Below are 26,210 nucleotides of genomic sequence, written 5' to 3' on the forward strand. Positions count from 1 at the left end.
GCTCCTGGAATTCCCGTCGCCATCACCCTCCAGCAAAAGGCAAACCAGTGAAATGCCGCGCTTTACACTTCCTGGTGTTTTGGTTCCTCATGGGAGGAATACTGTGTGGCCAAGTCTCGGCGGCGTGTTTGATCACAACGCCGCAGCTCAACACCAATCCAAACTTTGACGTCGTCCTCACCCGGACGACGCCTGTCCTGTCCTTCAAAAACGCCGCAGGCGGCCAGGGGAAACGCGCCTACGAGATTCAGGCCGCACGGGACAAGGATTTTACCATCGACCTCGCCGCGTTCTCTTTGCAGGAAAATCCCGAGGGCGTGACGGCTCTGTCCATCCCGACGGACAAAGCGCTGGCGGACAAGACCCGCTGGTATTGGCGGGTGCGCGCCGTGGACGAGACCGGTGCGCAGGGGCCATGGGCCACGAGCCGCTTTTTCGTGGATGTGGCCAGCGACAAAGCCTTCATGGGCCTGACCCGGGCTGTGCCCATCAGCGTCAAGGTCTCCAGCGGCTCCGACCCCAAAAACCTCACCGACTACAGCGACCAGGGGCTGGCCACCCAGTGGCGGGCCACGCCTCCGGGATCGGACACCGCCTGGGTGGAGCTTGACCTGGGCGCGGCGCGAACCATCAGCCGAATCTGGATGCTGGCCGATTCCGGCCAGAAGGACGGCTGGCCGGTCGCCTTCCGCTGGCTGGCCAGCCCCGACGGCGTGGCCTGGAAAGAGGCCGTCACGGTCGCCGACGGAGACACCTACCGTTTTATTCTTGATATAGACGGGGTCACGGCCCGCTTCTGGCGGCTCGAAATCAGCGCCTGGACCGGCTATGCCCCGGCGCTCAACGAACTCCTGCTGTACTCGCCGGGCCTGCCCGAGACGCCAAGCCCGCCCAGCGGTCCCTATGTCCTGATCATCGGCAACCAGCACAACGGCTTCACCTTCACCCAACTGGCCGAGCGCGTCCACGAGATGGTTCCCCAACTGGCGACCCTGACCGTGCCCTCTTATGAAGCGAGCATGGCCATGTACGCGGCGCTGCCCCAAAAGCCCGTGGCGATACTGCTGAGCGGCAACAACGCCGACTACAACGACCTGCCGATGTTTGAATATAATGGCGAGTACGAGATCATCCGGGCAGCGCCGGTCCCCATCCTCGGCATCTGCGCCGGCAACCAGATGCTGGCCTTCGCCTCCGGCTACACCCGGGTGCGCTCCATGGGCCGCTCCGACATCTCGGCCATGGAAACGCCGCGAGAATATGCCAAAATCAATCTCTTGGTCGATGATCCGTTGTTCAAGGATTTGCCCCGGCCCTTTACCGCGCCGGAAGTCCACGGCTGGGCCGTGTATGATCCGCCCCAAGGCTTCGAGGTCGTGGCCGAGTCCGGCTACATCCAGGCCATACGCCGCCAGGACGGGCGCGTGCACGGCACGCAGTTCCACCCGGAAATCAAGGTTCCCTACAACCAGGCCGAAAGCGTGCTGCGGCGTTTCCTTGAGGACGCCCTGGCCCGGGCGAAATAACATGGTCCTGCATCCAACGGCCTTCGTCGCCAACCCAAAGGAGTCCCATGCCTGCCCCATCCCGTAAAACCATCGGCGTCTGGACCCTGACGCTCATGACCGTGGCCGCCGTCGTCAGCCTGCGCGGTCTGCCCATGATGGCCAAGGAAGGTCTGTCCATGATCTTCTACATCCTTTTTTCCGCCATCTTTTTCCTGGTGCCGGCCTCCATGGTGGCCGCCGAACTGGGCGGGGCCTTCAGCAACCAGGGCGGCGGGGTCTACACCTGGGTCAAGGCGGCCTACGGCTCGCGCTGGGGCTTCACGGCCATCTGGCTGCAATGGATCCAAAACGTCGTCTGGTACCCCACCGTGCTCGGCTTCGCGGCCGGCGCCCTGGCCTATGCCTTCATGGACCCGTCGCTGGCCTCCAACGGTCTGTATACCGGGGCTGTCATCCTGCTGTGCTACTGGGCGGCGACCGCCGTCACCCTGGCCGGCTCCACCTTCGCCAATTCGGTGACCAAGTACGGCGTGCTGCTGGGCACGGTGCTGCCGGGCGTGTTCATGATCGTCCTGGGCCTGTTATGGGTGGACCAGGGCAACGCCCTACAGTTCCTGCGCACGGCCCCGGCGACCCTGGGCCAGGGGGGAGCCCAGGCCCTGCCCCACGCCCGGTTTTTCCCTCAGTTGACCGGCCTTGGCAGCGTGGCCTTCCTGGCCGGCATCATCCTGCTTTTCGCCGGGGTGGAGGTCCACGCCGTCCATGCCAACGAGATGGAAAATCCGCCCAAGCAGTTCCCGGAAAGCCTTTTCCTGGCGGCGGGCATCATCCTGGCCTTGTTCACCCTGGGTTCCCTGGCCGTGGCGGCCGTGATTCCGGCCCAGGAAATCAGCCTGACAGCCGGCCTCATGCAGGCCTTCAAGCTGCTGCTGGAAAAATTCGGCATGGGCTTTCTCACCCCGGTCATGGGTTTTCTCGCCGCGTTCGGGGCCATCGGCGGGGTCATGAGTTGGGTCGGCGGCCCAAGCCGGGGCCTTTTGGAGACGGCCAAGAGCGGCGAACTGCCGCCTTTCATGGCCAAGACCAACGCCAAGGGCATGCAGGTCAACATCCTGCTCATCCAGGCGGTCATCGTCAGCCTTCTCGCCTCGCTCTACTTTATCATGGACAACGTGAGCACGGCCTTTTTCGTGCTCTCGGCCATGACCGTGTCCCTGTATCTTGTCATGTACATCCTCATGTATCTCGCGGCCATCAAGCTGCGGATCACACAGCCGGACCTGCCGCGTTCCTACAAGGTGCCCGGCGGAACCCTCGGCATGGGGCTGGTGGCGGGAGTGGGACTGCTCGGGGTGTCCTTCGCCTTGCTGGTGAGCTTTTTCCCGCCGACCAACCTGCCGGTGGGCAATCCCGCATTGTACGTGGGCTTGGTGGCCGCCGGGCTCATTGTCTTCGTGGGACTCCCGCTGCTCATTAACGCCAACAAGAAAGCCGCCTGGAACACCAACGCCGCCAAGGCTCGGCCCAAACAGCCCAGTCCCGCGACACCCAAGACAAAAGGAGCGAAATAATGGCCCTGCACCAGAAAGACAGCGTCCGCGACGATCTCATGGACGACGTGTACGCCTCCGCCGATCTTGGCATTGCGATCCCCAAGTACCGGTTTCCCCAGCAGGAACAACGCCCGCGCGACATCTATCAGATCGTGCACGACGAACTCATGCTGGACGGCAACTCCCGCCAGAATCTGGCCACCTTCTGCCAGACCTGGCTGGAACCCGAGATCGCCAAGCTCATGGACGAGTGCCTGGACAAGAACATGATCGACAAGGACGAGTATCCCCAGACCGCCGAAATCGAGGCCCGCTGCGTCCATATGCTGGCCGACCTCTGGAATTCGCCCCAAGCGGCCAACACCCTTGGCTGCTCCACCACCGGCTCCAGCGAAGCGGCCATGCTGGGCGGACTGGCCATGAAATGGCGCTGGCGGCAGCGCAGGCAGGCCGCGGGCAAGCCCGTGGACAAACCCAACATGGTCTGCGGCCCGGTGCAGGTCTGCTGGCACAAGTTCGCCCGCTACTGGGACGTGGAACTGCGCGAAATCCCCATGGAACAGGGCCGCCTGATCATGTCGCCCGAGGAGGCCGTGGCCCGGTGCGACGAAAATACCATCGGCGTGGTCCCCACCCTGGGCGTGACCTTCACCTGCCAGTACGAACCCGTGGCCGCAGTCTGCGCCGCGCTTGATGCCCTGCAAGCCAAAACGGGCCTGGACATTCCCGTCCACGTCGATGCCGCCAGCGGCGGTTTTCTGGCTCCCTTCGTCGAGCCTGAGTTGGCCTGGGACTTTCGCTTAAAGCGCGTCAAGTCCATCAACGCCTCGGGGCACAAGTTCGGCCTGGCCCCGCTCGGCGTTGGCTGGGTGGTGTGGCGCGAAGCGGCCGAGTTGCCCGAGGATCTTATTTTTCAGGTCAATTACCTGGGCGGCAACATGCCCACCTTTGCGCTCAATTTCTCGCGTCCCGGCGGCCAGATCATCGCCCAGTATTACAATTTCCTGCGCCTTGGCCGCGAAGGCTACCGCAAGGTCCAGCAGGCTTGCTATGACACGGCCGCCTATCTTGGCGAGGAATTGGGGAAGATGGGACCGTTTGCGGTCATCTACGACGGACGGGGCGGTATCCCGGCCGTGTCCTGGAGTTTGGCCGAAGGCGCCAAGCACAACTTCACCCTCTACGACCTGTCCGACCGGCTGCGCTCCCGGGGCTGGCAGGTGCCGGCCTATTCCATGCCCGCCAACCGTCAGGATCTGGTGGTCATGCGCGCCCTGGTGCGCCACGGCTTCAGCCGCGACCTGGCCGACCTGCTGGTGGCCGACCTGGAACGCTGCTTGGCCTACTTTTCCAAAAATCCCGTGACCCATCCCCTGGAGCGCGCGGAAGCCGGCGGCTACAGCCATGCTTAGTGGCGCAAGCAGGCGTAGAGGAAAAGCAGGAGCGCCGGCGGCCGGGGGGATGATCCCCCCGGCCGCCGGCAATCGGAGAAGTTTTTCAGGGGAATGAGACGTCATGGAAACACTCAAGACATCCAGCATCCTGGGAATGCAGACAAAGCCTGTGTAACCCTCCTTTAAACCTGATTGCAGCATACAACGCGGTCGCGGGTTGCTTCGGCAATCCGCGACCGCGTGCAGACCTGGGAGAAAACATGCCCTGGTTCCGGTTCGTCGCCGTCTGTCATGTCATCGCCTGCCTCGTCGCCGGGTTCGTCGGGCCTGCCAGGGCCACAACGATTGCTATGTATGGCGATTTTCGCGTCCAAAGCACGTTTTTTGCCAATCAAAATTATACCGGCTGGAACGCCGCCGGAACCCAGACCGAAGACAGGCTCAACATCTGGCAGCGGCTGCGGCTCCATGCCGATTTCGCGGCCAACGAAAACCTGGCCTTTCGACTCGGCCTTTGGCTCAACAACCAGACCTGGGGCCATGGCGAACTGACGGCGGCCAACCCGACCGTGGCCATCCTGCCGAACCAAGCCTATCTCCAGTTCACCGTGCCGCAGACGCACATCACCGTGACCGCCGGCTATCAGCCCCTGTCTTTGCCCCACACAGCGGTCTTTTACGATTCCGTGGTCCTGGGAACCGATTCAGGCAATAGCGATGCGGCCGCGTTGGTCGTCAACGCGCCCCTAGTCGAGGGTACGTTGTCTGCCACGGCCGGCTACGCCCGACTGGTCGACACCAACCGGACCTACGACACCACCACCACCCAGATCGGCGACGAATTCGACCTGGCCTTTCTCACCCTGCCGCTGACGGTCTCCGGCCTGCAACTGACGCCCTGGGGCGCTGTCGGCATCCTCGGCCGCGCCGCCGCCTTGCCAAGCCCCCTGGGAAACGGCCTGCTCGCGGCAGGCGCGTCCCTGACGCCGTCCGGGTACGGCAACAACCAGAATGCGGCCGTCTGGACCGGCGCCAGCCTGACCGCCGAACTGCCGGGGCAGTTCAAGGTTTACGGCGACGCGGTCTACGGCAACGTTGGCTGGGCTGATCGGGCGCGTTGTGGGCGACATGGCTGGTTCGCGGATTTGGCCCTGGAATATGCCGGATTCACCGCGTTTGCGCCCCAACTCCTCGGCTGGGCCGGCAGCGGCGAGGACGCCAGCCTGTCCGACGGTTCCGAACGGCTGCCCTCCATCGTCACGCAGTGGGGGCCGAGGGGCTCGTTTCTCTTCAACGCCGATCAGGACCTGACTCAATCTTCAATGAACACCACGCCCCAAGGAAGCATGGGGCTGGTCCTCAATTTTGACCGCATAAGCCTGCTGCCGCAGCTGACCTCGGTGCTCGCCTTTTCCTACGCCGCCGGGACCAGCTCGCCGGCCGGTCTGCGCAAGGCCGTGGCCGCCACCGGAGGCCCCGGCGCCTATGTCACGATGGGCCAGGACCTTGCCGAGGGCGAGCGGCTCTATTCCGTCGCCAGCGAACATGTCTACGCCCTGACCGACGCCGTGAATTTGATCGTCGAGACGGGCTGGGCTCGCGGAGACGGATTTCGCAGCAGCATCTGGGGCCAGCGCATGGTCAACCAAGCCGGCAATGCCTGGCAGGGAGCCTTGGGCATCATCTACACGTTTTAGGCTGCTCGGGCAGGAGAAGCGCCAAGCCATCATGAGGCTACCCGGCCTGTCCTAAATGGAGTCCATGCCGTCTGCCCGTGCACGGGACAGCATCTGCCCGAATGTTATCCAAAATTCCCGCGTTATCCCGTATGGTTGGCCAAGATGTTATCAAGCCCGGTTATCCACAAGATAAAAGGGGTCAGGCCGAAAACGACCTAATACATTTATTTTATTACGGTTCTCCCGAGAGGATTGGAACCTGCGGCCGTCTGCTTAGAAGGCCGCTTTTAATTTTTTAAATACACTGAAATATTTTTATTTTTGAGAAGAAAAACGACCGCCCCTTGGACAAAATCGATCCTCGCTGGGACATTTCCGGTACTGTCAGGACGAGGAATGGCGCGTCAGGCCATGCTGGCGCAGCAGGGCATAGAGCCTGGCCCGGGACAGTCCGGACAGGGCCTCGGCCCGTTCCATGCTTTCCCCGGACGTGCGCAGCAGCGCCTCCAGATACAGCCGGTCGACCCTGGCCAGTTCCTTGGCCCGGAATTCGCGGATGGGGGGGAAATGGTCCGGATCGAGTTCGGGAGTGGCGGGTTGCTCCCGGTCCGCGACCGGGCCCTGGTCCACGGTGACGGAACGCCGGGCCAGCCAGGCCCGGATATGCACCGGCAGATGCCGGGGGAGCAGGACCGCCTCGGTTTCGGCCGCGGCCAGGGCGCTGTCCAGGGCGCTGAACAGTTCGCGCACGTTGCCGGGCCAGACGTACTGGAAGAGCGCTCCCCAGAGTTCCGGCGACACTTCCCGGGCCGGTTCGTCGTCCTCCCGGGCCCGTTGCTCCAGGCGGCAGCGGCAAAGCGCCTCGATGTCCACGGTGCGCCCCCGAAGCGGCGGCAGTTCGATGGTCATGCCCCGCAACCGGAAGAGCAGGTCCTGGCGGAAGGTCCAGTCCGCCACCATCCGCTCCAGGTCCCGGTTGGTGGCCGCCACCAGCCGAAAATCGCTTCGCACCTCCTCCGTGGCCCCCACCGGGCGGAAGCGGTGTTCCTGGAGCAGGCGCAGGAAGGCCTTTTGCACGGCCAGGGGCAGCTCGCCGATCTCGTCCAGGAAAAGCGTGCCGCCGTGGGCTTGCCGGATCAGCCCCGGATGCTTCTTCTCGGCCGTGGTGAAGGCTCCCTTCTCGTGGCCAAAAAGCATGCTCTCCACCAGCGACTCCGGCAGGGCGGCGCAATCCACCACCACGAACGGCCCCTCGCGGCGGTCGCTGTTGTCGTGGATGACCCGGGCGAAAAGCTCCTTGCCCGTCCCGGTTTCGCCGACGATAAGGACGTTGCCCCCGCTCCGGGCCGCCCGGGCCGCCATGTCCAGGCTGGCCGAAAGCGCCTTGCTCTCGCCGATGATGCCTTCGCGCCGCAGCGGCGTCCCGGGGCGGGCCAGGGCCTTGTTGTGGTGGTAGTCCACGGCCCGGCTGATGGGGAGGCGGATCTTGCTCAGGGTGCCGGGCTTGGTGATGTAGTCCCAGGCGCCGCTTTTTATGGCCAGCTCGGCCCCGTCCGGATCGCCCTGGCCGGTGACGATGATGATCTCGGGCGCGTCCGGGGTCTCGCGGAGGGTCGGGATGTACTCCAGGCCGTTTCCGTCGGGCAGGACCACGTCGAGCACCACCACGTCGAAGGCGTCCCGGGCCAGCTTTTCCAAGCCGGCCTCCAGGCTGTGGACCGCCTCGCTTTCCCAGCCCAGGCCGGCGATGACGGCCTGGAGGGAACGGCAGAAGCCGACGTCGTCGTCGATGACGAGAATACGGGGCATGGTCGTCCGCCTCCCTGAAGACGCCTCAAACCGTGGCGGAAAGCACCTCCCGGATCACCCGGTCCAGTTCGTCGAAGCAAAACGGCTTGGCCAGCACGCGCCGGCCGCCGCAAGCCCGCAGCATGTCCCCGGCCAGGGCCGCGTCCAGGCTCGAGAGCAGCACCACCGGCAAATCCGGTCGCAGCTCCAGCAACGCCCGGGTCAGGAGGATGCCGTCCTGGCCGGGCCGCGCCAAATCCACCAGGGCCAGGTCGAACCCTTGGGCGGGACGGGACAGGATCCGCCCGGCCTCGTCGCGTCCGGCACAGGCCGCGACCGTGTACCCGAGCCGGGCCAGGGCCATGGTCACGCAGTGGACCATGTCCGCGTCGTCGCCCACGAACAGGATGCGGGCCCGAGGCCGGGGCGGCAGCTCCCTGGCCGGGGACGGCGCGTCCGGGGAGCCGACGGCGGCCGGCCCCTTTGGCAGGAGGACCTGAAACGAGGTGCCAAGCCCGGGATGGCTTTCCACGGTGATGGCCCCGCGCATCTGGGACACGATGTGCCGGGCCACGGTCAGGCCCAGACCCGTGCCCTGGCCGGCCCGCTTGGTGCTGAAAAAGGGCTCGAAGATCCGCTTCATGACGTCGCTGGTCATGCCCAGGCCGGTGTCGCTGACGCAAAGGCGCAGGTACGCCCCCGGCGGCAGGGACGGCTCCTCGGGCCAGTCGCCCTCCCGGACCGCGGCATCCTCGATGCGTACGGTCACAAGCCCGCCCTCCTGGTCCTTCATCGCCTCGACGGCATTGGTCAGGAGGTTCATGACCACCTGGTGGACCCGGGTCGGGTCGCCGCGCATCTCGCTGCCCCCGGCCTCGACCCGAAGGCGCATGGACAGGCCGGGGGACAGCCCCGGCCCCAGGAACTTGAGGCATTCCTTGACCAGGGTGCTCAGGCGAAACCGCACGGGCGAGTCGCTTTCCACGCCGCGCCCCAGGGAGAGGAGCTGTTCGCCGAGCGCCCGGGCCCGGCCCACGGCCTCGACGATCTCCCGCAGGGACTCGGCCTGGGGGGCGTCGGCCGCCAGCCGCTCCAGGCACAACTCGGCATGCAGGATGATCGGCCCGAGAATGTTGCGCAGGTCATGGGCGATGCCGCTGGCCAGGGTGCCGATGACCTCCATCTTCTGGGCGTGGCGCAACTGTTTTTCCAGGCCGCTGAGTTCCGTGGAATCGCGCCAGATAAAGGCGTAGCCCTCCACCAGGCCGTGCTTGCCCCAAACCGGGGAAATGGTCTGGTCGCACATGCGGGTGTCCCCGGCCGCGTCCACCAGCAGGAACCGGCCGCTCCAGACATCGCCGCGCTCCAGGGCGGCCGCGCCGCGCTCGAATTTCTGAGCCTGCCGCCTGCCCTTGTAAAACGTCTTGAGCCCGCGTCCCCGGGCCTGCCCCTGGGGCACGCCGGTCATGGCCTCGAAGGCCTGGTTGACGTATTCGATGCGGAACCGGTCATCGGTGACGATCACCGCCTCCATGGCCTGTTCGATGGCCGCGGCGAGCTTGTGGCATTGCGCCACGGCCCGCTGCTCCCGGCCGGCGTCGCGCAGGCGCACGGCCACGGCGGTCACGTCCCCGGCCGCGCCCAGAAGCGGCACCAGCCGCGCGTCCGCCACCCTGTCCGGCGACGCCGCCAGCCGGTAGCGGCGCGAAGTCCGCGACAAAAGGACCTCGGCCACCGCCCCCCGCCAGAACTCCCCGTCGTCGCCCTCGAAGCAGGCATAAAGCGAGCCGTAGCGGCCGGTCTCGCCGTCGACCGGCAGCCAGCCGGCCAGCCCCGGATCGGCGGCCAGGATGGTTCCGTCGGGAGCCACGATCACCACGTCCTCGGGCTCCGGAGACGCATCGCGGGCAGGCGTGGATCGGGACGGGAGCGTAGCCCCGTCCGCACGGGAGGACACAGCCTCCGGCGCCGCTCCGTCGACATTTTTTTCCATGATACTCGCCTCGTACCATACCGACACAACTTGTCAACGATGCTGGCAATGCAAAAAAGACGCCGCCTTGGCCAGAAGGCGCGCCCAGGCCGGGTATTTCTCTCCAAACCAGGGCCGGGCGAGGTTTTCCATCCTGTTACGCCACGGCTGTGCCCATGAGAACCTTCTCATAAAGCAACTTTCGTCTTGCCAGGAAAGACTTTTCTTCTCGTTCAAGACGCTTTCCTGCAAGGCGCCCCGTTTTTCGATACGGGGGCAATTCCGAAAAAGCGTGCATTTTCAAGCCCATCTATCGCCTGTTTCATTGGCACGCTTCTTGGTCATACGGAAGCAAACAACCGGGCAAGACACAGGGAGGCGACATGGCCAACCGAATCGGGGTTTACGTCTGCCATTGCGGCACCAACATCGCCGGCAAGGTGGACACCGCCGTCGTGGCCGGCTTCGCGGCCGGACTGAAAAACGTGGCCGTGGCCCGGGACTACAAGTTCATGTGTTCCGATCCCGGCCAGGAAACCATCATCCGCGACATCAGGGCCTACCGCTTGAATCGCGTGGTGGTGGCCTCGTGCTCGCCGCGCCTGCATGAAAAGACTTTCCAGAACGCCTGCGCCCGGGCCGGGCTCAATCCCTTCCTCTTCCAGATGACCTGCATCCGGGAGCACTGCTCCTGGGTGGTGGCCGATCCGGCCGAGGCCACGGCCAAGGCCAAGCACCTTGTGGCCGGGGCGGTGGACCGGGTCAACCACCACGAGGCGCTCTACTCGCGCACCGAACCCGTCCATCCCGACGTGCTGGTGGTCGGCGGCGGCATCGCCGGCATCCAGGCCGCCCTGGACATCGCCAAATCCGGGCACAGGGTCCACCTGGTGGAGCGGGGGCCGTCCATCGGCGGGCACATGGCCCAGTTCGACAAGACCTTCCCGACGCTCGACTGCGCCGCCTGCATCTCCACGCCCAAGATGGTGGCCGTGTCCCAGGACCCGAACATCAATCTCATGACCTATGCCGAGGTGGCCGAGGTCACGGGCTTTGTCGGCAACTTCACGGTCACCGTCCGCAGAAAGCCCCGCTACATCGACGAGACCAAGTGCACGGGCTGCGGATTGTGCCTGGAAAAGTGCCCGACCAAGGTCCCGAGCGAATTCGAGGAAGGCATGGGCACCCGCCGGGCCATCTACCGCAATTCGCCCCAGAGCGTGCCCAATAAGCCCGTCATCGACACCGAACATTGCCTGTACTTCCGCAAGGGCAAGTGCCGGGTGTGCGAAAAGAACTGCCCGTCCGGGGCCATCGATTTCGCCCAGACGGAAAGCCGGCTGACCCTCGAGGTCGGCACCATCGTCATGGCCACCGGCTTTGCCGCCTTCGACCCCACGCCCCTTGGCCAGTACGGCTTCGGCCGCTACCCCGAGGTGTACACGGCCCTGCAGTTCGAACGCCTCAATAACGCCGTGGGGCCAACGGGCGGCAAGATCGTCATGAAAAACGGCCGCCCGCCCGCGTCCGTGGCCATCATCCATTGCGTCGGCAGCCGCGACGCCGCCCATCACCCCTACTGCTCGCGCGTGTGCTGCATGTACGCGCTCAAATACGACCACCTGATAAAAGACAAGCTCGGCCACGACGCCCAAGTCTACAATTTCTACATCGACATGCGCTGCTTCGGAAAGGGCTACGAGGAATTCTACGAGCGGGTGCAAAAGGAAGGCGTGACCTTCATAAGGGGCCGGCCGGCCCTGGTCACCGACGAGGCGCTGTCCCCGCAGGAGGAAGGCAAGCTCGTCGTGGTCGGCGAGGACACCCTGCTTGGCCGCACCCTGCGCCTGCCCGTGGACATGGTGGTCCTGTGCACGGCCATGGAGCCCCGGCCCGACGCGGCCGAGGTGGCCCGGACCTTCGGCATAAGCCAGGGCCTCGACAAGTTCTTCCTGGAGGAGCACCCCAAGCTCGGGCCGGTCTCCACGGCCACGGACGGCGTGTTCCTGGCCGGCTCCTGCCAGGGCCCCAAGGACATCCCGGACACCGTGTCCCATGCCTCGGGCGCGGCCTGCCAGGCCCTGGCCCTGGCGAGCAGGGGCGAGGTGACCATCTCGCCCACGGTCAGCCACATCAATCCCGACGTGTGCATCGGCTGCGGCATCTGCATCGGGCTTTGCGCCTACGGGGCCATCGACTTCGACGCGCGCCTGGGCGTGGCCGTGGTCAACGAGGCCATGTGCAAGGGCTGCGGGGCCTGCGCCGGACATTGTCCGTCCGGGGCGGCCCAGGTGCGGCATTTTAGCCAGCGGGCGCTTTTCGCCGAGATCGACGGCCTCATCGATCCGCTGCCCGTCCTGTCCGCAATCCTGGACGAGGAAACCAAGGCTCCGGCGGCCCCGTCCTGATGCCGCCGGCGGAGGAAGTAATGGACGACTTCGAACCCACCATCGTGGCCTTTGTCTGCAACTGGTGCACCTACACCGCCGCCGACCTGGCCGGCACCTCGCGCATGATCCAATCCCCCAACGTGCGGCTGGTGCGCATGATGTGCACGGGCATGGTGGACCCCAAGTACGTGATCAAGGCGCTGCTGTCCGGGGCCGACGCGGTGCTGATTAGCGGCTGCCACCCCGGCGACTGCCACTACATCAACGGCAATTACAAGGCCCGGCGGCGCGTGAAGCTCTTAAAGGAAATCCTGCCGCGCCTGGGAATCGAGGAGGACCGGCTCCTGCTCACCTGGGTCGGGGCCAGCGAGGGCAATGAATTCGCGGCCACGGTCAACGGGCTCGTGGCCCGGATCAAGGAACTGGGGCCCATCGAGGCCAGGCGCACCCTGGTCGTGTGACCGGAGACCGACGGAGGGCGGACCATGTCTACCACCATGAAGATCGACGTGCCGGGCGAGGGCCCGACAGCCGCCCTGCGGGGCGTTTTGGCCAAACTGCTGGACGTGCCGGACGTGGCCGCGGTTTTCACCCTGCGCCATACCCCGGGCGGGGCGGCCATGCCGGCGCTCATCACCGATCCCGAACTCCTGGCCGACGCCGATCCCCTGGCCCCGGCCTTTCCCTTAAACGCGGCCACGATCCTGGCCCGGCTCACCCGGGGCGGCACCGAGGGCACCATCGCGGCGGTGCTGCGCCCCTGCGAGATCAGGGCCTTCGTGGAACTGGTCAAGCTCAACCAGGGCAACCTGGAAAACGTGCTGCTTCTCGGCGTGGATTGTCCCGGAGCCTTCAACAACACGGACTACCGGGTCTACGCGGCCCGGCACGGGACCAAGGAGGTCGGCCGCGCATTCACGCGCCGCATGCTCTCCACCGACGCGGCCCCGGACGACGACGGCCTGGAAGTGACCCGGGCCTGCCAGATCTGCGAACACCCCGTGGCGGCGGCTGCCGACGGCGCCATCAGCCTTTTCGGCAACGACCCGGAAAAGGTCATGCTCGTGGCTCCCCAGACGGCCAAGGGCATGGGCCTGCTGCGCCGCCTGGATCTGCCCCCGGCGGACGAGGCGCTCGCGGCCAACCGCGAAGCGGCCCTGGCCAGCCTCATCCACAAGCGCGTGGCCCGGCGCGACGCCCTGTTCGCCGAAACAGGCGCGGCCGTGGCCGGTCTGGAAAAGCTCGGCGCCTATCTCGCCGGCTGCGTCAACTGCTACAACTGCCGGGTGGCCTGCCCGGTCTGCTACTGCCGGGAGTGCGTCTTCGTCACCGACGTCTTCGACCACTCGCCCTGGGAATACCTGAACTGGGCCAGGCGCAAGGGCGCGCTCAAGCTTCCGGCGGACACCCTTTTTTACCACATGACGCGGCTGGCCCACATGAGCCTGGCCTGCGTGGGCTGCGGCCAGTGTTCCAACGCCTGCCCGAGCGGCGTGCCGGTGATGGAGCTTTTCCGCACCGTGGCGGCCGGGGCCCAGGCGGCCTTCGGCTACGAGGCCGGGCGCAGTCCCGAGGAAGCGCCGCCGCTGTCGCTGTTCCAGGAGAAGGAATTCGCCGAGGTCACGGCGGGGGCGGAATAATATGGGCACAAGGAGCGGATCATGAAGCGCACCTGCGACGCCCTGGTGGTCGGGGCCGGCATCGGCGGCATACGGGCCGCGTTGGACCTGGCCGAGGCCGGGCACACCGTCACCGTCATCGACAAGCGGCCCCACATCGGCGGCATCCTCACCCGCCTGGACCATCAGTTCCCGTCGGACCACTGCGGCATGTGCAAGATGCTGCCGCTAACCGAGCGCGAGGCCTCGAGCGAATTCTGCCTGCGCAAGGGGCTGTTCCACCGCAATATCGACATTATGCTCTCCTCGGAGTTGACCGCCCTGGACGGCGAGCCGGGCGCGTTTTCAGCCGTCATCAACCGCCGGTCGTCCTTTGTCGACGCCGCCAAGTGCGTGGGCTGCGGCGCCTGCGCCAGCGTGTGCCCGGTGTCCGTGCCAAGCGAATTCAACGCCGGGCTCACCAGCCGTGGGGCGGTGTACCTGCCCGTGCCCCACGCCATTCCCAACCACTACGTGGTGGACCTCGACGCCTGCCAGCGCTGCTGGCAGTGCTATGAAGCCTGTCCGACCGGAGCCATCGACTTCAAGCTCGAGGAGCGCGAACGGTACGGCATCCTGGTGGTCGATCCCGATCCCGAAGCGGCGGGGCGTTTTGGCTCCTGGCTCGGCGCGCTCAAGTTTCCGGTCGTCTCCGCCGCCACCGGCGACAAGGCGCTGACCATCCTGGCCTCGGACGCGCCCGTGCGCATGATGCTGCTCTCCCCGGGCCTCACCGACATGGAGGCCTCGCGCGTGCTGACCCGGGCCCTGGAGCTGCGCCCGGACCTGGCCGTGTTCGTGCCCGGCGATCCCGAAGCGGCCGAGGCCGCCCGGGAGCTCCTCGGCCTCGGGGCCCGGGCCGCCATGCCCCATCCCCTTTCCCGCAAGACCTTCGTGCCTTGGCTCGACAAGCAGTTCATGCGCCTGGCCTCGGACACCGCCGTGACCCTGGACGTGGCCGCCGTGATCCTGGCCGGCGGCTTCGACTGCTACGATCCCGGCGCGGACGCGGCCGTGCTCGGCTACGGCGTGCTGCCCGGGGTGGTGACCTCGGTGGAATTCGAGCGCCTGCTCTCGGGCACCGGACCGACCGGCGGCAGGCTCCTGCGCCCGGGCGACGGCAGGCCCGTGCGCGACATCGCCTGGCTGCAGTGCGTGGGCTCGCGCGATCTGCGCAAAAACGCCGATTTCTGCTCGTCGTTTTGCTGCATGGCGAGCATCAAGGAAGCCGTCCTGGCCAGGCGGGCCACGGGAGGCGAAATAAGCGCCACCATCTTCGCCATGGACGTGCGGGCCTTTGGCCGGGATTTCGAGCGCTATCGCCAGGAGGCCGAGACCGAAAGCGGTGTGCGTTTCGTCCACGGCCGGCTCCACACCACCCTGCCCGATCCCTCGGGCGACGGCCGGCTGCGCCTGTCCTACACCGACGAGGCCGGCGCGCTCCACGAGGAGTCCTTCGACATGCTGGTCCTGGCCGTGGTGGCGCGCCCGCCCGCCGGCATGGAGAACCTGGCCAAGGCGGCCGGGGTGGACACCAACGCCTTCGGCTTTTGCGCCACCCCGGCCTTTGACGCCAACCGGACCAGCCGCCTGGGCGTCTTTGCCGCCGGGGCCATGGGCGGCCCGCGCGACATCGCCGAGTCGGTCATCCAGGCCGGCGCGGCGGCCCTGGGCGCGTCCCGGATCATCAAGCGCTTCGCCTCCATCCGGGAGCGCCCCCCCGAGGCCAGGCCGGTCTACCGGGACGTGTCCCGGGAAGCCCCCAGAACCCTGGTCACCCTGTGCGACTCCTGTCCCACCCTGGAGCGGTCCGTGGACGTGGAACGGGTCAGCCGGACCCTGGCCGAGGCCCCGGGCGTCTGCCAAGTGGAACGCGTGTCCCGGGCCTGCACCAAGGAAGGCTGGGCGGCCATCACCGAGGCCAGCGCGGCGCTTAAGCCCAACCGCATCTTGATCGGAGCCTGCATGCCCTACGCCTACGTGCCGAAGCTGCGGGAGTTGGGAACGGCCCTGGGACTGCGGCCCACGCTCATGGACGTGGTGGACATCCACACCCCGGCCTTCTCGGCCGCCAAGGGCGAGGCTTTCGAAGCCGTGTCGGCGGTGGAGCACGAGATCGCGGCCCGGCTCGGCATGGCCGCGGCCAAGCTGCTTGGGGCCGATCCCATGCCGCTGCCAAAGCCGTTGGCCGTGACCCCGGCCGCGCTGGTGGTGGGCGGGGGGCTGGCCGGCATGACCGCCGCCCTCGGCATCGCCGACCACGACTACAAGGTCACGCTGGTGGAGGAGACGGCCGAGCTCGGCGGACTGGCCCGGCAGGTGCGCCTGACCCTTGGCGGCGGCGATCCGGTCCGCTTCCTGGAAGGACTCATCGACCGGGTGCGCCGCCATCCCAACATCCGGGTCATGACCGAGGCCCGGGTGTCCCTGTCCACGGGCAAGGCCGGCCGGTTCCTGAGCCTCATCTCCACCGACGAGGGCGGATTGCCGCTGGAGCACGGCGTCACCATTCTGGCCACGGGCGGCCGCCGGGCCAAGGTCTACGACTTCGGCTTCCTCACCCGCAAGACCGTGACCACCCACCAGGACCTGGAGCGCCGGCTTACCAGCGGCGAGCTGGACACGGCGACCCTTGGCAGCGTGGCCATGATCCAGTGCTTCCGCTCCCGGGACGAGAACCGGCGCTACTGCTCGCGCGTATGCTGCGCCGGGGCGCTCAAGAACATCCTGTATCTCAAGCACAAGCACCCCGACCTGCCCATCTACGTCTTTTACCGCGACATCATGAGCTACGGTTTCGCCGAGCAGTACTACACCAAGGCAAGAAAGGCCGGAGCGGTCTTTATCCGCTACGACCTGGCCCACAAGCCGCAGGTCCGCTTCGACGAGGCGGGCAAGCCCGTCATCACCGGCTATGACCCGGTGCTGCGCCGCGCCGTCGCGGTCCACGCCGACCTGCTCTCGCTCTCCGACGGCATCGAGCCCGGGGACACGGCGGAACTGAGCGAAGTTTTCGGCGTGCCCGTGGGTCCGGACGGATTTTTCCAGGAGGCCGAGTCCAAGTGGCGGCCCGTGGACTTCCTGCGCTCGGGCATCTTCGTGTGCGGCGTGGCCAGGGCTCCGGGCAGCATGGACGAGACGGTCTGCTCGGCCAAGGCGGCGGCCCGGCGCGCCCTGCGGGTGCTTGGCGAGAAAAACCTGGCCCCGGGCCATGTGGTGGCCTCGGTGCGCCACAGCCTGTGCACGCGCTGCGGCAAGTGCCTGGACGTGTGCCCTTACGGAGCCAGGACCCTCGACCCCGAACACGACCGCATCGTGGTGGACGACATCCTGTGCCAGGGCTGCGGCTCGTGCGCCTCGGCCTGCCCCAACAGCGCCAGCTTCATCCGGGGCTTTTCCGACCGTCAGGTCCTTTCCGTCATCGACGCGGCCCTGGCCGTCCCGGGCCGTCACGCGCCCGTCCCGGCAACGGATGCGAAGGAGACCTTATGAACGCCATCCCAACCGAAGCCGGCCCCGAACTGGAAGCCGTCCGGGACATGGTGCGCTCCTGCCTGCAGTGCGGCACCTGCACCGCCTCCTGTCCCAACGCCGCCGCCATGGACGTCTCGCCCAGGCGGTTGTGGCGGCTCCTTTTGACCGGCCACGCGGACGAGGCCCTGGCCAGCCGCAGTTTCTGGCTGTGCTCCTCCTGTTATGCCTGCACCCTGCGCTGTCCGCGCGGGCTGCCGCTGACCGAGGCCATGGCGGCGCTCAAGCGTCTGGCCAGCCGGCACGATCCGGCCGCAGCCAAGGAGGGGGCGGCTTTTTACAAGACGTTCATGGACAATGTCCGGCGCCATGGGCGGGTCCAGGAGACGGATCTCATGGGCCGGTATTTTCTGGCCATGAAAAATCCGCTTTTGCCCCTGACCTTCGCGCCGCTCGGTCTGCGGCTTTTCGTCAAGGGCAAGCTCCACCGGCCCGCCGCCGGACAGCGGGGCAGGCTCGGCTCCATGTTCGCCGCGGCCGCCAAGGACGAGGGGGACCGGTCATGAAGTACGCCTACTACCCCGGCTGCTCGCTCCAGGAAAGCGCCGTCGAATTCGACCAGGCGACACGGGCCATGCTCGAACGCCTGGACGTGGAAATCGAGGAGATCCCGGACTGGACCTGCTGCGGGGCCAGCGCCGCGGACTCGGTCAGCCAGCCCCTGGGACACGCCCTGCCGGCCAGGAACCTGGCCCTGGCCGAGAAGCATCTGCCGGGCCTGGACATCCTCATGCCCTGCGCCGCCTGCTACCTCAACCACCTCAAGCTCACGCGCCAGGCGACCGGAGCCGTGACCCGCGAGGTCAACCACCTCCTGGCCGACGAGGGGCTCACCTACTCCGGCAAGGGCGGCCGGGTGCGCCACCTCCTCGACGTGCTTTCGCGCGACGTCGGCCCGGACGCGGTCAAGGCCAGGGTGACCCGGGAACTGTCGGGCCTCGTGGTCGCGCCCTATTACGGCTGCCAGGCGTTGCGCCCCTATCCCGTGTTCGACGACCCCGAGCATCCCCGGTCCATGGAGCCTGTCATCGAGGCTCTCGGGGCCACGGTCCATCCCTGGCGTCGGGGGAACGTCTGCTGCGGCGCGTCGCTCATGGCCACGCACAAGGACGCGGCCCTGGCCTCGGTTTCGGCCATTCTCAAGGCGGCCGCCGGGGCCGACGTCATCGTCACGGTGTGTTCCATGTGCCAGATGAACCTGGACGCCTACCAGAGCCAGGCCCTGGGACACGGCGCGTCGGCTGTGGCCGTCCTCTACCTGCCCCAGCTGGTCGGACTGGCCCTGGGGCTCTCCCCACGGGAGGTGCTCATGGAGAAGAACCTGGCCATTACCCCTTCGTTCACGTCCAAGCTGGAACAAACCGGGTCTGCCCGGGCCGTCTCCTGAGTCGTCCCAACCGGCCCGCAGCCTTTTAACCGCATCCGCCAAGGAGGCGTTATGTTCAAGGACATCGTGCTGGCCGTCACGCCATCGGCCATCTGTGAAAACGCCGCGGAAAAGGCCTTTTCCTTTGCCAAGCTTTTCGACGCCAAGCTCTACCTCGCCCATGTGTGCGGCCTGGAGCAGGGCTGGGGCGAGATCGAATACCTCGAATCCTCCGGGGCCACGGCGCGCATCAAGGAGAATATCGAGACCTACTACAAGGATCGCATCGCCGGCGTGCCGCATTGCGAGATCATCGTGCGGGCGGGCATTCCGCACAACGAGGTCCTGCGCCTGGCCCGGCAGAAGAACGCCGACCTCATCATCATGGGCCCCCACACCAAGGAATACACCGAGAAGCGGTCCCGGATGTGGGGCATGGCCGGCAGCACCCTGGAGCGCGTCAGCCAGCGCGCCTCCTGCCCGGTCATGATCGTCACCAACCAGGCCCCGGCCGCCCAGCGGTTCACCCGCCTCATCGCGGCCACGGACTTCTCCGACCAAGCCGAATGCGCCGTGTCCTACGCCGGGCAGATGGCCCGGCATTACCGGGCCTCGCTGACGGTGTTCCACGTCCTGGACAAGGGGGACCTCGACGCCCCCGGGCTGCAGGCGGCCCAGGCCGACACCGTGGCCAGGTTGCGGGACCTCTACGACCACCGGCTGGCCGGACTGGCGGACTATGACTTCCAGTGCCTGGTCGGCGACCCGGCCATGGAGATCCTGGGCATGTCCCAGCGGACCAAGACCGATCTCATCATCATGGCCCACCACTCCAAGGAAAAGGACCCCGAGCAGGCTTTTCTGGGCTCCACCGTGACCAAGGTGGCGCTCAATGCCGCCTGCCCGACCATGAGCGTGAACAAGCACTTCGATCTGCGCTGCGGCCTGATGTACGACCAGACCGGCAAGGCCGTGTCGGCCGAGGCCATGGCCTGATCGTGTCGGCCGCCTTTCGCGGACCGGGACCGGGCGCGCGTTGCGCAAGGCGGCGCGCCCGGCCCGACCGTCAACACGGGAGCAGAGCATGGACGCACAGACCATCACCGCCGAAGCACTCCCACCTCTGGTGCTCGACGCGAACACGCGGGGACGGCTCAAGGGCCAGTCGTTGCGGTCATTGTCGGATAATCTCAACCTGCAGGCCTGCATGACCTGCGGGGCCTGCGTCAACGGCTGTCCGGCCACGGGCACGCCGGGCCTCGGCGACCTCGACGTGCGCAAGATCCTGCGCATGCTGGTCCTGGGGCTGGTGGACGAGGCGGCGGCCACGGATTTTCCCTGGCTGTGCACGGGCTGCGGCCGCTGTACCCTTGTCTGCCCCATGGGGCTGGACATCGTGCCGGTCATGGCCGAACTCAAGCACATGCGCCCTCGGGACAAGGTGCCGGGCATCCTGCACAAGGGCGTGGAGCGGGTGCTGCGTTCGGGCAACAACATGGAGATCGCCCAGTCCGAGTACCTCGCCACCCTGCTCGACGTGGGCAACGATCTGGCCGAGGAGGAATGCCCGGGGTTTTACGTGCCCGTGGACAAAAAGGACGCGGACATCCTCTTTTTCCCCAATTCCAAGGAAATCTACGGCGACTTCGAGGACATGAAATGGTGGTGGAAGGTCTTTTACGCCGCCCGCGCCAACTGGACCGTGCCGTCTCACAACTGGGAAGCCGTGGACTGGGGGCTTTTTTCCGGAAACTTCGAGGCCACGGCCACCCTGGCCAGGCGCAAGATGGACCTCATGCGGGAACTCAACGTGGGTCGCATGATCATGCCGGACTGCGGCGGCGGTTCCTATGGCTGCCGGTCGGGCATGAAGATGTGCGCCACGTCGGACCCGGCCGAGCGGGTGGACTTCATCTACATCTACGACTACCTCATGGAAGTGATCACCCAGGGCCGCATCAAGCTGGATAAGAGCGTTAACGTCGGCCGGCGCTTTACCTGGCACGACTCGTGCAAGCACGGCCGCGAACTGGAGAAGCATTTCGGCAAGGCCTACTACGAGGAGCCGCGCTACATCATCGGGCAGTGCGTGGACGATTTCGTGGACATGATCCCCAACCGCGTGAACAACTACTGCTGCGGGGCCGGCGGCGGCAACTGGCCCATGCCCTTCGAGGCCCAGTCGGCCTACCACGGCCGGCTCAAGTACGACCAGATCCGCCGCACCGGGGCCGACGTGGTGGTGGTGGGCTGCTCCAACTGCCGCGACCAGATGATGAAGCGGCTGCCGCGTTTCTACAAGGACTACAAGTACGAGGTGAAATACATCTGGCAGCTTGTGGCCGAGAGCCTCGTTCTCGAGCCGTATGTCGGCGAGGAGCTGGCCCGAGCCGAAGCCGAGGCCGAAGCCCAATGGGCGCGGTTGGGCGTCACGCCCGAAGAGGTGCTGTAACCGGGTCTTCGCCACCAAGACGCGGACGCTGAGAACCATCCCGCTCTCGCCGGCATTTCTGGCCCGGCTCCAGGAGATGCGCGAAAAGGCCCAGACCGAGGACCTGATCAAGTCCAAGGGCAGGCAGGTCAAGGAATTGCGCAAGGCCCTCAAAAGGGCCTGTGAGGCGGCGGAGATCGCGTACCCTGTGGTCTTCTACGATGTGCGGCACCTGTTCGCCACGACCCTCCTACGCGAGGGTGGCGACCTGGCCGCCGTCAGCAAGCTCATGGGACACTCGTCGGTCCACATGACGGCCAACCAGTATTACCACCTGCTCGGCGACGAAAAACGGCGGACCATTGCGAAGTTGCCGAGCCTCAGCCCCGAGCAACAGGACGCACCGCCTCCCGTGCAGCCGCAACCCCAGCGTGGCGAGCCCTCGAAAATCCTGCCGTTTCGTCCCATAGGGCAGAAGGCTGTCCTCGCCGCCTCTGCCGCAAACAAGAAGGGACAGGCGGGATAATCACCCTTGCCATCGCCTCCTGAGTCGCCGTACGGGCTTCCCCCGTCAACGCCCGTGTGCGGCTTCCTGGGCGCGTACGACGCTTAAACGCAGGCCCAACGCCCGCAGAATCGCCGTGAGCGTCTTGACGGTGGGGTTGCCCTTCGGGCCGAGCGCCCGGTACAAATTTTCCCGACGCAGACCCGCCTTGTCGGCTATTTCCTGGACGCCGTACGCCTGGGCGATTCGAAGCAGCCCCAGGCGCATGGCGGCGTCGTCCTCTTCCTCAAGCGTCGCCTTCAGGTATTCGAAAGCCAACTCGGAGTCTTCCCGCAACTCCCGGACCACGGCGTCATGATGGCTCACGCTGGCTTGCTCGATATTTTTCATTTCGACCGCTCCTTGAAGTCCTGCAAATACTCCACGGCTCTTTCGATATCGGATTGTTACGAACTCTTGTCGCCCGCACAAAGGAGAAGGACCAACCCCGCCTTCTCACTTTGGTTGAAACGATTTCTCATTTTGGTTGTGCGCTTACATAGGGCCGGTTGCCTCTTTCTGCCCCATGTTATCCATGCCGGGCGCACTTGAAATTCCTCGCTTTTTCGTCGGCCCGGCCAACATGTTATCCACCCCGGGTATCCACACGGAAAAAGGGGCTAGGCCAATACAGCCTAACCCCTTGATTTTATTCTGGTGCGCCCGACAGGATTCGAACCTGTGGCCGTCTGCTTAGAAGGCAGATGCTCTATCCGACTGAGCTACGGGCGCCTGACCGCCGAACCTAAACAAGGCCTTCCGCGCGGTCAAGACCGCCCTTGACGAAACGACGCGCCAAGCTCAAACTGCCTGACCCCGGCCGTCCCCGCAACCAGGAGGGAGACATGAACCTGCGTGTGCTCGGCTGCTCCGGCTCGGATCTCCCCGGCCACAACCTGACCTCCTTTCTGGTCAACGACACCGTCCTCCTCGATGCCGGCACCGTCACCTCGGCCATCGATCTGGCCGCGCAGGCCCGCATCGAACATATTTTCGTCTCCCACGCCCATCTCGACCACATCAAGGACATCCTGTTTCTGGCCGACAACCTCATCGAATTCTTCGCCGCCAAATCGCGCCCCCCCCTGGCCATCCACGGGCTGCCCGACGTCCTCGACGCCATCGCCAACCATCTGCTCAACGATACCATCTGGCCCGATTTTACCGTCATCCCCCAGAATTCGCCCATCCTGACCTACGCCCCCATGGTCCCGGGCGAACCCGTGGTCCTCGGCGAACTGACCGTGGCCGCCTTTGCCGTCAACCACGCCAAGGCCGCCTCGGGCTTCGTCCTGTGGGAGGACGGCGGCGACCGAAACCTCGCCTACACCGGCGACACCGGCCCCTGCGACGACTGCTGGCGCTTCCTCGACGGCCTGCCCTTCCCCCTGGCCCACCTGATCACCGAGGCCTCCTTCCCCTCGTCCCTGGAAGCCCTGGCCATGGCCTCCAGGCACCTGACCCCCAAACTGTTGCGTCGGGAACTGGAAAAACTGCAAACCCGGCCGGAAATCCTCATCTATCATATGAAGGCCCCCTTCGCCGCCCAGATCCAAGACGAACTGGAGCACGAACTGGCCGGATTCACCTACAGGCTATTACGCGAACATGACCGCATCACCATCTGAATATTCCGACTTCGCCGCCTTTTCGGCCTACCTCGACGGCCTCGGGCTGTTTCGCATGGAGCTGACGCCCAACCGGATGCGCGCCGCCCTTGCCGGCCTGCGCCTGACCACGCTGCCCCATCTGGCCGTGCAGGTCGTCGGCACCAACGGCAAGGGCTCCACGGCCGCCTTCCTGGCCGGCCTGCTCGGCGCCCACGGCCTGCCGACCGGCCTGTACCTGTCGCCGCATTTCGTCAGCGTGCGCGAGCGCATCCTCGTCGGCGGCCGCCCCTGCGACGAGGCCGACTGGCTGGCGGCGGCAAACGCCGTCCTGGCCGCGACCACGGCCGGCGGCGAACAGGGCAAGCTCACCTATTTCGAGCTGCTCACGGCCATGGCCGCCCGCATCTTCACCGACCAGGGCGTGGAGGCCGCCATCTACGAAGCCGGCCTCGGCGGCGCCGGCGACGCCACCACCGTCCTTGGCCGCGACCTCGTCCTTTTCACCCCCATCGGCCTGGACCACGCCCACGTGATCGGCCCGGGCCTGGCCGACATCGTCCGGGACAAGGCCGCCGCCCTAAGCCCCGGCGGCCTGGCCGTCACCGGTCCCCAGACCCCGGAAGTCCTGGCCATCCTGCGCCGCCAAGCCGACCGGGTCGGCGCCAGGCTCCACGAAGTCGGGGAACTGGCCGCCTATGACCCGGTCACCAGGATCGCCCGCCTTAGCGGCGAAAAGCCCCTGCTCACCCCGCCGGTCAAGCTGCGGCTGGCCGGCCCGCACCAGGCCCGAAACGCCTCCCTGGCCCTGGCCGGATTTGCGCTGTGCGCGGGGCTGCTCGGCATCACGCCCGACGAGGCGGCCATGGCCCGGGCCCTGGGCGAGACGTTTCTGCCCGGCCGGCTGCACCTGCTGCGGCTCCCGGACATGGCCCCGTCGCTGCTGCTGGACAGCGCCCACAACGCCCCGGCCCTGGCCGCCCTCGAAGACGCCTTGCGGGCGCTTCGCATCGCGCCCGCGGCCATGATCTTCACCTGCCTGCGCGACAAGGATTTGGGCGCCATGGCGCCCCTGGCCGCGCGCCTCACCGACGGCCCCATTTTCGTGCCCGAGCTGCCCGGCGTCTCGCGCGGCCGGCCGGCGGCCGAAGTCGTGGCCGCCCTTGGACAGCGCGCCGTGGCCGTGGCCGACCCGGCCGCCGCCCTGGAGGCCGTGCGACACCTGGACGGCACGGTGCTGGCCTGCGGCTCCATGTACATGCTGGCCGCGCTGTTTCCGGCCAGCGGAACCTGAGCGCGGCCACGACTGCGGCTCCGACACCGGCCGCTGCGGCCGCGCCCACAACCCCAACCCCGGGACGATCGCGTGCAACAGCTTTTCCGCCTGCTTCCGTCCGTGGACGTGATCCTGGCCGACCTGGCCGGCGCGGCTGCCCTGGCCGACCTGCCCCGAGCGCTCCTGCGCGACGCGGTCAACGACTTCCTCGACGGCCTGCGCGCCGACATCAAGGCCGGCCGCATCACCGACCCGGCCCAACTGGCGCCGGCCCTGGTGCGCTCCCAGTGCGCCCGGTTCGTCGCGGCGGCCACCCGGCCCCATTTCCGCCGGGTCCTCAACGCCACGGGCGTGGTGGTGCACACCAACCTCGGCCGGTCCCTGCTGGCCCAGCCGGCCATCGAGGCGGCCGCCCTGGCCTGCGCCCGCTATTCCAACCTGGAATTCGACCTGGCCACCGGCCAGCGCGGCAGCCGCTACAGCCACGTGGTGGACATCCTGCGCCGCCTGACCGGCGCCGAGGCGGCGCTGGTGGTCAACAACAACGCCGCCGCCGTGCTCATCACCCTGGAGACCCTGGCCAAGGGCCGGGAAGTGGTGGTTTCGCGCGGCCAGCTCGTGGAGATCGGCGGCTCGTTTCGCATCCCCGAGGTCATGGCCAAGTCCGGAGCCGTGCTGCGCGAGGTCGGGGCTACCAACCGCACCCATCCCCGGGACTACGAAAACGCGATCACCGAAAATACCGCCCTGCTGCTCAAGGTCCACACTTCCAACTACCGGATCGTGGGCTTCACCAGGGAAGTCTCCCTGGCCGAACTGGTGGCCATCGGCCGGGAGCGCGGCCTACCGGTCATGGAGGACCTGGGCAGCGGCAACCTGACGGATTTCACCGGCCTGGGCCTGCCCGGCGAGCCGACCGTCCAGCGGGCCATCGCCGACGGCGCGGACATCGTGACCTTTTCCGGCGACAAGGTCCTGGGCGGGCCGCAGGCCGGCATCATCGTCGGCAAGGCGGCGGCCATCGAGGCCATCCGCAAAAACCCCCTCAACCGGGCCGTGCGCATCGACAAGATGACCCTGGCCGCCCTGGAGGCCACCCTGCGCCTCTACCTCGACCCCGAGCGGGCCCGGCGCGAGGTCCCGACCCTGGCCATGATGACGGCCAGCCCCGCGGCCCTGGCCCGCAAGGCCCGCAACCTGGCCGCGCTGCTTAAAAAAACCCTGGCCGGGCGCTGCGCCGTGAAAACCGTCCCCGGCGCCTCGCGCGTGGGCGGCGGGGCCTTTCCCGAGCACGACCTGCCGACCACGCTGGTCTCCCTGACCCCCCTTGGCCAGGCGCCGACGCCCGACACCTTGCGCGAGCGGCTGCTCACCACGGACCCGCCGCTTATTGGGCGCATCGAGGACGGGGCCTTCCTGCTCGATCCCCGCACGCTCCTCGACGACGAATCGCGGCTCGTGGCCGCCGTGCTGGCCCAGGCCCTGGCCTGAGCCCGCCCAAACGGGCAAAACC

The 26,210-nt window shown here is 66.8% G+C and carries 20 protein-coding genes and 1 tRNA gene; 16 read left to right on the forward strand and 5 right to left on the reverse strand.

Translation table 11 applies throughout. The features are described from left to right. The first annotated feature begins 128 nt into the window (after positions 1-128). The 4 genes from ACP59X_RS15400 to ACP59X_RS15415 all read left to right on the forward strand — a co-directional run bounded on the left by ACP59X_RS15400 (position 129) and on the right by ACP59X_RS15415 (position 6,152). Positions 129-1,526: a glutamine amidotransferase-related protein gene (locus ACP59X_RS15400; protein ID WP_428559943.1), complete on the forward strand. Its 1,398-nt coding sequence runs from the start codon at positions 129-131 to the stop codon at positions 1,524-1,526. Between the two features lie 47 nt (positions 1,527-1,573). Beyond that, entirely contained in the window at positions 1,574-3,079 is a 1,506-nt protein-coding gene (locus ACP59X_RS15405) for an amino acid permease (protein ID WP_428559945.1), read from the forward strand. Continuing rightward, complete coding sequence (locus ACP59X_RS15410) at positions 3,079-4,473, forward strand: glutamate decarboxylase (protein WP_428559947.1); 1,395 nt, start codon at positions 3,079-3,081, stop codon at positions 4,471-4,473. Before ACP59X_RS15405 ends, ACP59X_RS15410 begins: the two co-directional genes overlap by 1 nt. 242 nt (positions 4,474-4,715) lie before the next feature. Next, a complete protein-coding gene (locus tag ACP59X_RS15415; RefSeq protein ID WP_428559949.1) occupies positions 4,716-6,152 on the forward strand; it encodes an outer membrane homotrimeric porin in 1,437 nt (478 codons plus the stop codon). A gap of 366 nt (positions 6,153-6,518) precedes the next feature. Here ACP59X_RS15415 and ACP59X_RS15420 read toward each other — a convergent pair whose 3' ends face one another. The 3 genes from ACP59X_RS15420 to ACP59X_RS15430 all read right to left on the reverse strand — a co-directional run bounded on the left by ACP59X_RS15420 (position 6,519) and on the right by ACP59X_RS15430 (position 10,131). Beyond that, complete coding sequence (locus tag ACP59X_RS15420) at positions 6,519-7,943, reverse strand: sigma-54-dependent transcriptional regulator (RefSeq protein WP_428559951.1); 1,425 nt, start codon at positions 7,941-7,943, stop codon at positions 6,519-6,521. A 25-nt stretch (positions 7,944-7,968) separates the two neighbouring features. Further along, complete coding sequence (locus ACP59X_RS15425; protein WP_428559953.1) at positions 7,969-9,801, reverse strand: two-component system sensor histidine kinase NtrB; 1,833 nt, start codon at positions 9,799-9,801, stop codon at positions 7,969-7,971. Positions 9,802-9,948: 147 nt separating this feature from the next. Then, positions 9,949-10,131 carry a hypothetical protein gene (locus tag ACP59X_RS15430; RefSeq protein ID WP_428559955.1) on the reverse strand — a complete coding sequence of 61 codons (183 nt, stop codon included), beginning with the start codon at positions 10,129-10,131 and terminating at the stop codon, positions 9,949-9,951. 146 nt (positions 10,132-10,277) lie between these two features. Here ACP59X_RS15430 and ACP59X_RS15435 point away from each other — a divergent pair, with 146 nt between their 5' ends. From ACP59X_RS15435 to ACP59X_RS15475, 9 genes are all read left to right on the forward strand, one after another. Beyond that, positions 10,278-12,302 carry an FAD-dependent oxidoreductase gene (locus ACP59X_RS15435; RefSeq protein ID WP_428559958.1) on the forward strand — a complete coding sequence of 675 codons (2,025 nt, stop codon included), beginning with the start codon at positions 10,278-10,280 and terminating at the stop codon, positions 12,300-12,302. A gap of 20 nt (positions 12,303-12,322) precedes the next feature. After that, positions 12,323-12,745, forward strand: coding sequence for a hydrogenase iron-sulfur subunit (locus ACP59X_RS15440; RefSeq protein ID WP_005993259.1), 423 nt, complete (start codon positions 12,323-12,325; stop codon positions 12,743-12,745). Positions 12,746-12,769: 24 nt separating this feature from the next. After that, positions 12,770-13,924 (forward strand): Coenzyme F420 hydrogenase/dehydrogenase, beta subunit C-terminal domain, encoded by a 1,155-nt coding sequence (locus ACP59X_RS15445; protein WP_428559960.1) that lies wholly within the window; start codon positions 12,770-12,772, stop codon positions 13,922-13,924. Between the two features lie 21 nt (positions 13,925-13,945). Beyond that, the gene (locus ACP59X_RS15450; RefSeq protein WP_428559962.1) at positions 13,946-17,434 is read left to right on the forward strand and encodes a 4Fe-4S binding protein; all 3,489 of its coding nucleotides are present in this window, start codon (positions 13,946-13,948) and stop codon (positions 17,432-17,434) included. Continuing rightward, positions 17,431-17,979 carry a 4Fe-4S dicluster domain-containing protein gene (locus ACP59X_RS15455; protein ID WP_428559964.1) on the forward strand — a complete coding sequence of 183 codons (549 nt, stop codon included), beginning with the start codon at positions 17,431-17,433 and terminating at the stop codon, positions 17,977-17,979. Before ACP59X_RS15450 ends, ACP59X_RS15455 begins: the two co-directional genes overlap by 4 nt. Beyond that, positions 17,976-18,860: a CoB--CoM heterodisulfide reductase iron-sulfur subunit B family protein gene (locus tag ACP59X_RS15460; protein WP_428559966.1), complete on the forward strand. Its 885-nt coding sequence runs from the start codon at positions 17,976-17,978 to the stop codon at positions 18,858-18,860. Before ACP59X_RS15455 ends, ACP59X_RS15460 begins: the two co-directional genes overlap by 4 nt. Positions 18,861-18,911: 51 nt before the next feature. Continuing rightward, entirely contained in the window at positions 18,912-19,835 is a 924-nt protein-coding gene (locus ACP59X_RS15465) for a universal stress protein (protein ID WP_428559968.1), read from the forward strand. 88 nt (positions 19,836-19,923) lie between these two features. Then, positions 19,924-21,291 (forward strand): (Fe-S)-binding protein, encoded by a 1,368-nt coding sequence (locus tag ACP59X_RS15470; RefSeq protein ID WP_428559970.1) that lies wholly within the window; start codon positions 19,924-19,926, stop codon positions 21,289-21,291. Further along, positions 21,206-21,796 (forward strand): tyrosine-type recombinase/integrase, encoded by a 591-nt coding sequence (locus tag ACP59X_RS15475; RefSeq protein WP_428559972.1) that lies wholly within the window; start codon positions 21,206-21,208, stop codon positions 21,794-21,796. Before ACP59X_RS15470 ends, ACP59X_RS15475 begins: the two co-directional genes overlap by 86 nt. A 45-nt stretch (positions 21,797-21,841) precedes the next feature. Here ACP59X_RS15475 and ACP59X_RS15480 read toward each other — a convergent pair whose 3' ends face one another. After that, positions 21,842-22,165 carry an addiction module antidote protein gene (locus tag ACP59X_RS15480; protein WP_428559974.1) on the reverse strand — a complete coding sequence of 108 codons (324 nt, stop codon included), beginning with the start codon at positions 22,163-22,165 and terminating at the stop codon, positions 21,842-21,844. 304 nt (positions 22,166-22,469) lie between these two features. Next, positions 22,470-22,546, reverse strand: a tRNA-Arg gene (locus ACP59X_RS15485). Between the two features lie 113 nt (positions 22,547-22,659). Between ACP59X_RS15485 and ACP59X_RS15490 the strand changes: the two genes are divergently transcribed. From ACP59X_RS15490 to selA, 3 genes are all read left to right on the forward strand, one after another. After that, entirely contained in the window at positions 22,660-23,442 is a 783-nt protein-coding gene (locus ACP59X_RS15490; protein WP_428559976.1) for an MBL fold metallo-hydrolase, read from the forward strand. Next, complete coding sequence (locus tag ACP59X_RS15495) at positions 23,423-24,715, forward strand: bifunctional folylpolyglutamate synthase/dihydrofolate synthase (RefSeq protein WP_428559978.1); 1,293 nt, start codon at positions 23,423-23,425, stop codon at positions 24,713-24,715. Before ACP59X_RS15490 ends, ACP59X_RS15495 begins: the two co-directional genes overlap by 20 nt. 72 nt (positions 24,716-24,787) lie before the next feature. Continuing rightward, positions 24,788-26,188, forward strand: a complete 1,401-nt coding sequence (gene selA / locus ACP59X_RS15500; RefSeq protein ID WP_428559981.1) for an L-seryl-tRNA(Sec) selenium transferase — start codon at positions 24,788-24,790, stop codon at positions 26,186-26,188. Positions 26,189-26,210 lie beyond the last annotated feature (22 nt).

Source organism: Solidesulfovibrio sp. DCME, from assembly GCF_049995385.1.
Lineage (GTDB): Bacteria > Desulfobacterota > Desulfovibrionia > Desulfovibrionales > Desulfovibrionaceae > Solidesulfovibrio.